The sequence below is a fragment of the Micrococcus sp. genome, assembly GCF_030523875.1.
GTDB lineage: Bacteria > Actinomycetota > Actinomycetes > Actinomycetales > Micrococcaceae > Micrococcus.
The window spans coordinates 1-7,904 of sequence record NZ_JAUNHR010000089.1 but is presented as its reverse complement, the minus strand read 5'-3'; the positions used below and the strand labels follow the sequence as shown (position 1 = coordinate 7,904).

The window sequence follows — 7,904 nt, the reverse complement described above, 5'->3', positions numbered from 1 at the left end:
CCAGGGCGAGACGCAGGCCGCCGGCGCCCCTTGCGCCCTCGGCCGCGGCCGCGCCGGCGGCCAGGCCGGCACCGAACGGGCTCCACGCGGCGGCGCGCGCGAGGGCCGGACCGAGCCACAGCAGGTCCTCGATCGACTCCATCACCCGGATCAGGGCCACGCCGCCGAGCATGAGGGGCACGAGCACCACCAGGGACAGGGCCTCACGCACCCGGCGCCGGCCCGTGAACGAGCTCATCAGCCCCGTGACGCCGTAGCCGAGCGCCACGGCCGTCACTGCGGAGAGCACCGCGCCCACCGCCCCCGCGACGAGCGCGGCGGGCGTGTCCCACCAGGAGGCCGCCGTGCCCAGCAGGACGATCAGCGTGAGGGCGCCGACCGGCGTCGTGAAGGTGGACAGGAGCAGGCCGGCCACGAGCGTGCGCGCGGGGACGGGGAAGAGGACGAAGCTGGCGGGGTCCAGGGTGGCGTCGACGCCCGTGACCAGCGGCGGCAGCACCGTCCACAGCAGCACGACGGCGGAGGCCACGAGCACCGTGACGATCCCGCGCGTGGCGGTGTCCAGCTCGGGCAGCCCGGTGACCAGGCCGACCACGAGGAAGGCCGCCATGGCGGCGAAGTAGAGCGCGCCGAGGACGGAGAAGACCAGCGTCAGCGTGGACTTGCGCCATCCGTTGACCGTGAGCGCCCAGCGCAGCCGGGTGAGGGTCAGAGCCACGCCAGTCCCTCCCCGGTGTGGCGGCCGCCCACGAGGTCCACGAAGCGCCCCTCCAGGTCCCGGCCGTCGCGGACCTGCTCCAGGGTGCCGGCCGCGCGCAGGACGCCGTCGGCGATCACGGCGACGTGGGTGCACATGCGCTGGACGAGGTCCATCACGTGGCTGGAGACGATCACGGTGCCGCCGCGGCCCACGTAGTCGTGCAGGATGTCCCGGATGTTGGCGGCCGAGACCGGGTCCACGGCCTCGAACGGCTCGTCCAGGACCAGGACGTCCGGGGCGTGCACCAGGGCGGCGGCGAGGGTGACCTTCTTGGTCATGCCGGCCGAGTAGTCCACCACCAGCCTGCGCCCGGCGTCCTCGAGGTCCATCACGCGCAGCAGGTCCGCGGTGCGCTCGTCCACGACGGCCCGGTCCAGCCCGTGCAGCAGGCCGGCGTAGGTGATCAGCTGGGCGCCCGTGAGCCGGTCGAAGGTGCGCACGCCGTCCGCCAGGACGCCCACGCGGGACTTCGCCTCCAGCGGGCGCTCCCACACGTCCACGCCGTGCAGCCACACGCGCCCGGCGTCGGGGCGAAGCATGCCGGTGGCCATGGACAGGGCCGTGGTCTTGCCGGCGCCGTTGGGGCCGACCACGCCGTAGAACGAGCCCGCAGGGACCTCGAGGTCCAGTCCCGCCAGGGCCACCTTCTCCCCATAGCGCTTGGCGAGCCCACGGGTGACGAGGGCGAGGTCCGGGTCCGGGGAGTCCTGTGCACGCATGGGGACCACGCTACAGAAGAGACTGTGCGCCGTCCTCCCCCGTTCGGGGGAGGACGGCGCAGGCCCCCGGCACGGGGTCGGACCGGCTCAGAAGAGGGCGGCGGCGAGCTTCCGGCGGGAGGCCTGCACGCGGGGGTCGTCCCCGCCCACCACCGTGTAGAGCTCCACGAGGTGGGCGCGGGCGGCGTCCCGGTCCTCGCCCGGGTGCGCGGCCACGAACCGCACGAGGCGGGCGAAGGCGTCCTCCACGTGCCCGCCGAGCACGTCCAGGTCCGCCACGGCGGTCTGGGCGGCGACGTCGTCCGGGGCCTCCGCGGCGGCCGCGCGCACGGCGGCGGCGTCCGCGTCCTGGGTGCGCAGCATCAGGCGGGCCGCGGCCAGCCCCTGCCGGGCGACCTCGTCCGCGGGGCTCTCGTCCAGGGCGGCCTGCCACGCGTCCACGGCCCCGGGCAGGTCGCCGGCGGCGAGCGCGTCGTGGGCGGGCCGGTGCCGGGCCGGGACGGCCGGGGCCGCGGGAGCGGCGTCCGCCCCGCCGGCACGCGCGGGGGCCACGGGGGGCACCTGGCCGGTGACGCCGTTCTGGCGCGCCACCTCGAGCAGCTCGCCCATCAGGCGCTCCAGCACCTCGGCGGGCACCTCCTGGTTGACCAGCGGCACCGGCTGGCCCGCCACCACCGCGACGACGGCGGGGCCGGCGCCGAGCCCGAAGGCGCCCAGCAGCTGGGGCTCGGCGGCCACGTCCAGGCGGGCCATCACGAGGCGGCCGGCCTGGGCGTCCACGGCGTCGGCGAACTGCGACACGAGCGCCTCGGAGGTCGGGTCCCCCGGCACGTGCAGGGCCAGGACCACGGGCACCTGGGTGGACAGCTGCACGAGCTGCTCGAGCAGCCGCTGGTCCGCGTCCATGACCACCCACGAGCCGGCCTCGGCCTCCGCCGGCGCGGAGCCGGGACCGCCGGCGGGCGCGCCCGGCCCCGGCGCGGCCGGGCCCGACGCCCCCGGACGGGACGTGCGCAGGGAGGACAGGTCCACGGCGCCGCGCAGGTGGGCCGGGGAGGCGTCGGAGGGCTGGGAGGTCATGGCGGTCCTTCTTCCGGTGGGGTCGGTCACGGTCCGAGGGAGTCGGTCGCGGCCGGGGCGGCGGCCGCGATGCCGGCCGTCCCCGGCGGTCTCGGCCCCCACGGTAGCCGCGCGCGGGCCCCGGGAGCACGGGCCGGGCCCTGCCGTACGCTGTGCGCGTGGAGCCACACGACGACCTCCCCCGCGCCGACGCCCCGGCCGCAACCGACGCGCCCGCGCCGTCCGGGACCGCGCCGGCGGGGACCGTGCCGCGTCGCCCCGCGCGGTCCGGCTCGCACGCGGCCCTGCCCGTCCCCGCCGAGGCGGCCCTGCACTCCCCCGTGGCCGCCGGCTTCCTGCTGACCACCGGCGTCCTGCTGGCGCTCGCGGTCGCCTGGGTGCTGCAGGCGAACGCCGAGCTGCTGGTGTGGATCGCGGCGGCGCTGTTCATCGCGCTCGGCCTCGACCCGGTGGTGCGGCGCGTGGAGCGCCTCGGCCGGCCCCGCTGGGTCGGCGTGACCGCGGTGGCCCTCGGGGTCCTGGCCGTGGCCGGCGCCGTCGCGGGCCTGCTCGTGCCCACCGTGGTGCAGCAGTCCGCGCAGCTGCTGTCGGGGCTGCCGACCACGGTGGGCGAGGTCATGGCCACCGGCTGGTTCCAGGCGCTGGACCGGGAGCTGCGGGTCCGGGAGGCCGTCCAGTCCTGGCTGGACGGGCTGGCCTCCGGCGGGCTCGCGGAGGGCCTCGGCGGGATCGTGGGCCTCGGCCAGACGGTGATCCACACGGCCTTCGTGGTGCTCGTGGTGGCGGTGCTCTCCCTGTACTTCCTGGCAGCGCTCCCGCAGATCCGGCACTGGACCTACCGGCTCGCCCCGCGCTCGCGCCGCGCGCGCGTCCGGGAGCTGGGCGACGAGATCACCTCGTCCGTGGGCCTGTACGTCATGGGCCAGACGGCGGTGGCCGTGATCAACGGCTCGGTGGCGTTCGTGGCCATGGGGATCGCGGGCACGCCGGTGCCGGTGCTGATGGCGATCGTCGCCGCCGTGTTCGCGTTCATCCCCCTGGTGGGCGCGGTGCTCGGCGGCCTCGTGCTCACGGCCGTCTCCCTGCTGGCCGGCTGGCAGACGGCCGCGGTGTTCGCCGCGATCTACTTCGTCTACCTGCAGGTGGAGGCGTACGTGGTGTCCCCGCGGATCATGGCCCGGGCGGTCGCCGTGCCCGCGTCCGTGGCGGTCATCGCGGTGATCGCCGGCGGCACGCTCCTCGGGGTGCTCGGGGCCCTGATGGCCATCCCGACGGCGGCCGCCCTCCTCCTGCTGGTGCGCGAGGTCCTCGTGCCGCGGCAGGACGCCCGCTGAGCGCCCCGGCTCAGCGCGAGGCGCGGGTGCGCCAGCACACCGGGTGCCAGTGGCGGCGGTCCGACCCGGCGTCCTCGTCCCCCATGATCCAGTCGGAGCGCCACGCCACGAGATGGGCCTGCCCCGGGCGGATGGTCCGCCCGCAGCCGGGGCACGTGTAGTCCTTCACCGCACGCCAGGAGGGGACGTCCCGGACGTGCCAGCCGCCGTCGCCGCCCGTCACGTGCGCGTAGCCCGTGTCCCAGCCCAGGGCCTGCTCGAGCGGGTCCGCCCGGCCCGGCCCGGGCCGTGGCCGACGGGAGAGTCCGCCGACGGCGCGCTCTCCCCGGCGCGGGGCCGAGGAGCGGCGAGGACGGTTCGAGCGCGGCATGCCCCCATGCTGGCACACGGGCCCGGCCGCGTCCCGCCCCTAGACTGGGGCGGTGCGTCTCGTCATCGCCCGCTGCTCCGTCACCTACGAGGGCCGCCTCAACGCCCACCTGCCCTCCGCCACGCGCCTGCTCATGGTCAAGGCGGACGGGTCCGTCCTCGTGCACTCCGACGGCGGCTCCTACAAGCCCCTGAACTGGATGTCCCCGCCGGCCACCCTGCACGTGGAGGAGCCCTCCGAGGAGCAGGCCGCGCAGGGCGTCGTCCAGGTGTGGCGCGTGCAGGCCAAGAAGTCGGACGACCGGCTCACCGTGCTCCTCGAGGAGGTGCACTCGGACACCAGCCACGAGCTGGGCGTGGACCCCGGCCTGGTGAAGGACGGCGTGGAGGCGGACCTGCAGCGCCTGCTGGCCGAGCAGATCGGCCTGCTCGGCGAGGGCCACACCCTCGTGCGCCGCGAGTACATGACGGCGATCGGCCCCGTGGACATCCTCGCCAAGGGCCCCGGCGGACACACCGTGGCGGTGGAGCTCAAGCGCCGCGGGGACATCGACGGCGTCGAGCAGCTCACCCGGTACCTCGAGCTGATGAACCGCGACCCCCTGCTGGCGCCGGTCACCGGCGTGTTCGCCGCCCAGCAGATCAAGCCCCAGGCCCGCACCCTGGCCGAGGACCGCGGCATCCGCTGCGTCACCCTCGACTACGACGCGATGCGCGGCGTGGACGATGCCGAGTCCCGCCTGTTCTGAGCCGCCCCCCGCGGGGGCGCTCGCCGCGGCCACCGCACCGCTCGTGGGCCCGGACCCCGCCGCCGACCCCGTCCCGTGGACGGCCGTGTGGGCGCAGCGGGCCGGAGGCGAGGAGCCCGGGACCCTCGTGTGGGCCGGTCCGGCCGCGTGTGCTCCCCGCACGCTGCTCCGACGGGCCCGGTCCATGCCGGCCCTGCGCCTGAGCGCCACCCTCATGGACCACCACGTCCACGGCGGAGCGGGCGTGGACGCGGCCACCTCCTCCCCCGACGCGCTGGGGGCTGGCTGCGCGCTCGCCGGGCGGCGGGCGTGGGCCTGACCCTGGCCTCGGTGCCGGCCCTGCCGGCGGACGACCTCTCCGCGGCCCTGGAGAGGCTGCGCGGGCCGTGGGAGCAGGGACTGCTGGCCGGCGTGCACCTCGAGGGCCCGTTCCTCTCCCCTGCCCGGGCGGGCGCGCACTCCCCCGCCGTGCTGTGCCCGCCCGACTCCCCCGCGGGCCGTCGCGTCCGGGACGTCGTCGGCGCCGCCCCGGCCGGGCTCGTCCGCACCCTGACCCTGGCCCCCGAGCTGCCCGGCGCCGTGGAGCTCGCCGCCGACCTCACGCACACCGGCACGGTGGTGTGCGTGGGGCACACCGACGCCGACGGCCCGGCCGTGCGCGCGGCGCTCGACGCCGTCGACGCGGCCCGCGGCGGGACCGGCCCCACCCCCGTGGCCACGCACCTGTTCAACGCGATGCGGCCGTTCCACCACCGCGACCCCGGGCCGATCCCCGTGCTCCTGGCCGCCGCCCGGCGCGGCCGGGTCCGCCTGGAGGTGATCGCCGACGGCGTCCACGTGGCCGACGAGGTGCTGGCGGACCTGCTGGAGGACCCGGCCCTGGCGCCGCGGATCCTGCTCGTCTCGGACGCCGTGGCGGCCACCGGAGCCCCGCCCGGCACGCTGCACCGCCTGGGCCCGCTGCCGGTGCGCGCCGCCGCGGACGCGCCCCGGCTCGACGGCGCAGGCTCCCCCGCCCTGGCCGGCGGCGCCGTGGGGCTCCCGCAGGCCGTCGGACGGCTGCTGGCCGCGGGCCTGCCGCCGGACGCGGTGCTGCGGGCGGCCGTCCACGTGCCGCGCCTGTCCCTGGGGACGGGCGAGCACGCCGTCCCGGAGGACGACGTGCTCGTGTGGGGTGCGGACGGCCGGGTCCGCGTGCTCACCGGCCCGGGCGGGGCGCCGGCGGCGGGCTGAGCCGCGGATGGGACCGGAGGCTCAGGCCTGGCCCGGCGGATGCCACCAGGACTGTCCCGCCTGGGAGGGGCCCGCCTCGGCCCATGCGCGGACCGCGCCGGCGACGGCGTCGTCCACCTCGAGGGCCACCACGGCGTCCGAGGCGGATCCGGCCCCGCCGATCTCGAGACGGGAGCGCCCCGCGGCCTCCGCGGGGCGTCGAGTGATGTCCAGGTCCCACCGCCGGGCCGACCAGCAGGGCCGTTCCGGGAGCCAGCGGGGAGCCAGGGAGAGCCGGTCCTCGCCGTAGCGCCCCACGACGCGGCGGCGCCGGCCGTCGTCGTCGACGAGGACCGCGTCGAACACCCCCGGAGACGCCACGAGGGTCCGATGCCGCATCCAGGCGGCGAACGCCAGCAGTGCGAGCACTGCTGACGCCGCCACGAGGAGCAGCACCGGACCCTTCATGGGCGAGCGACCGGGCCGCGGCCTCAGGCCGCCGCGTCGCCCAGCTGGGCGGCGGTGGCCGCGATCACCACGCGGTCGTGGTCCACGGAGAAGAAGCCTCCCTGGGCCTGCGCGGTGAGGGTCCCGCCGTCGGTGGTGCGGACCACGACCTCGCCGTCGCCGAGGACGGCGAGCATCGGGGTGTGGCCCGGGAGGATGCCGATCTCGCCGTTGATCGTGCGTGCCGAGACGGCGGACGCCGACCCGGACCAGATGGCCTTCTCCTCGGAGACGATCTCCACTGCGAGCTCAGCCATGGATCAGCCCTCGGCCTGGATCTTGGCCCACTCGCGCTCGACGTCGTCCATGCCGCCGACGTTGTAGAAGGCCTGCTCGGCGATGTGGTCGACGTCGCCGTCGGCGATCGCCTTGAAGCCCTCGACCGTGTCCTTGATCGGCACGGTGGAGCCCTCGACGCCCGTGAACTGCTTCGCGGTGTAGGTGTTCTGCGAGAGGAACTGCTCGATCTTGCGGGCGCGGCCCACGGTGATCTTGTCCTCCTCGGAGAGCTCGTCCACGCCGAGGATCGCGATGATGTCCTGCAGCTCCTTGTTCTTCTGCAGGATCTGCTTCACGCGGATGGCGGTGTCGTAGTGGTCCTGGCCCACGTACTGCGGGTCGAGGATGCGCGAGGTCGACGCCAGCGGGTCCACGGCCGGGTACAGACCGCGCGACGCCAGGTCACGGGTCAGGTTGGTCGTGGCGTCCAGGTGGGCGAACACGTTGGCCGGGGCCGGGTCCGTGTAGTCGTCCGCGGGGACGTAGACGGCCTGCATCGAGGTGATGGAGTGGCCGCGGGTGGAGGTGATGCGCTCCTGGAGCACGCCCATCTCATCCGCCAGGTTCGGCTGGTAGCCCACGGCGGAGGGCATGCGGCCCAGCAGGGTGGAGACCTCGGAGCCGGCCTGCGAGAAGCGGAAGATGTTGTCGATGAACAGCAGCACGTCCTGGTTCTGCACATCGCGGAAGTACTCCGCCATGGTCAGCGCGGACAGGGCCACGCGCAGACGCGTTCCCGGCGGCTCGTCCATCTGGCCGAACACGAGGGCGGTGTCCTTGAGGACGTCCGCCTCGTCCATCTCGACCCAGAGGTCGTTGCCCTCACGGGTGCGCTCGCCGACGCCGGCGAACACCGAGGTGCCGCCGAAGTTGCGGGCCACACGGGTGATCATCT

Annotated in this window: 10 protein-coding genes and 1 pseudogene; 4 read left to right on the top strand and 7 right to left on the bottom strand. The window is 76.0% G+C overall.

All coding sequences use genetic code 11. The annotated features are described in order from the left end of the window. The 3 genes and pseudogenes from Q4D18_RS10105 to Q4D18_RS10095 all read right to left on the bottom strand — a co-directional run. Positions 1-718: pseudogene (locus tag Q4D18_RS10105) on the bottom strand (Tat (twin-arginine translocation) pathway signal sequence); the annotation flags it as partial. Beyond that, complete coding sequence (locus Q4D18_RS10100) at positions 709-1,479, bottom strand: ABC transporter ATP-binding protein (protein ID WP_303127972.1); 771 nt, start codon at positions 1,477-1,479, stop codon at positions 709-711. The gene Q4D18_RS10100 and the pseudogene Q4D18_RS10105, both read right to left, overlap by 10 nt. Positions 1,480-1,566: 87 nt before the next feature. Further along, entirely contained in the window at positions 1,567-2,559 is a 993-nt protein-coding gene (locus tag Q4D18_RS10095) for a co-chaperone YbbN (protein ID WP_303127970.1), read from the bottom strand. Between the two features lie 158 nt (positions 2,560-2,717). On the opposite strand from Q4D18_RS10095, the gene Q4D18_RS10090 reads away from it, so the two are divergent. Next, positions 2,718-3,893: an AI-2E family transporter gene (locus Q4D18_RS10090; protein ID WP_303127968.1), complete on the top strand. Its 1,176-nt coding sequence runs from the start codon at positions 2,718-2,720 to the stop codon at positions 3,891-3,893. Positions 3,894-3,903: 10 nt separating this feature from the next. On the opposite strand, the gene Q4D18_RS10085 is transcribed toward Q4D18_RS10090, so the two are convergent. Further along, positions 3,904-4,263: a hypothetical protein gene (locus Q4D18_RS10085; RefSeq protein WP_303127966.1), complete on the bottom strand. Its 360-nt coding sequence runs from the start codon at positions 4,261-4,263 to the stop codon at positions 3,904-3,906. Between the two features lie 52 nt (positions 4,264-4,315). Here Q4D18_RS10085 and nucS point away from each other — a divergent pair, with 52 nt between their 5' ends. Genes nucS through Q4D18_RS10070 form a run of 3 tightly spaced genes read left to right on the top strand, consistent with a single transcriptional unit; the run spans position 4,316 to position 6,244 of the window. Next, the gene (gene nucS / locus Q4D18_RS10080; protein WP_303127963.1) at positions 4,316-5,011 is read left to right on the top strand and encodes an endonuclease NucS; all 696 of its coding nucleotides are present in this window, start codon (positions 4,316-4,318) and stop codon (positions 5,009-5,011) included. Continuing rightward, positions 4,989-5,330: a hypothetical protein gene (locus Q4D18_RS10075; protein WP_303127961.1), complete on the top strand. Its 342-nt coding sequence runs from the start codon at positions 4,989-4,991 to the stop codon at positions 5,328-5,330. Before nucS ends, Q4D18_RS10075 begins: the two co-directional genes overlap by 23 nt. After that, positions 5,321-6,244, top strand: coding sequence for an N-acetylglucosamine-6-phosphate deacetylase (locus Q4D18_RS10070; protein WP_303127958.1), 924 nt, complete (start codon positions 5,321-5,323; stop codon positions 6,242-6,244). The genes Q4D18_RS10075 and Q4D18_RS10070 overlap by 10 nt, the downstream gene beginning before the upstream one ends. 21 nt (positions 6,245-6,265) lie before the next feature. On the opposite strand, the gene Q4D18_RS10065 is transcribed toward Q4D18_RS10070, so the two are convergent. The 3 genes from Q4D18_RS10065 to atpD form a co-directional block, all read right to left on the bottom strand. After that, complete coding sequence (locus Q4D18_RS10065; RefSeq protein WP_303127956.1) at positions 6,266-6,679, bottom strand: DUF2550 family protein; 414 nt, start codon at positions 6,677-6,679, stop codon at positions 6,266-6,268. A 35-nt stretch (positions 6,680-6,714) separates the two neighbouring features. Then, a complete protein-coding gene (locus tag Q4D18_RS10060; RefSeq protein WP_303127953.1) occupies positions 6,715-6,987 on the bottom strand; it encodes a F0F1 ATP synthase subunit epsilon in 273 nt (90 codons plus the stop codon). A 3-nt stretch (positions 6,988-6,990) separates the two neighbouring features. Beyond that, positions 6,991-7,904 (bottom strand): F0F1 ATP synthase subunit beta (atpD, locus tag Q4D18_RS10055; protein ID WP_303127951.1); only part of this gene is annotated, 914 nt, incomplete at its 5' end.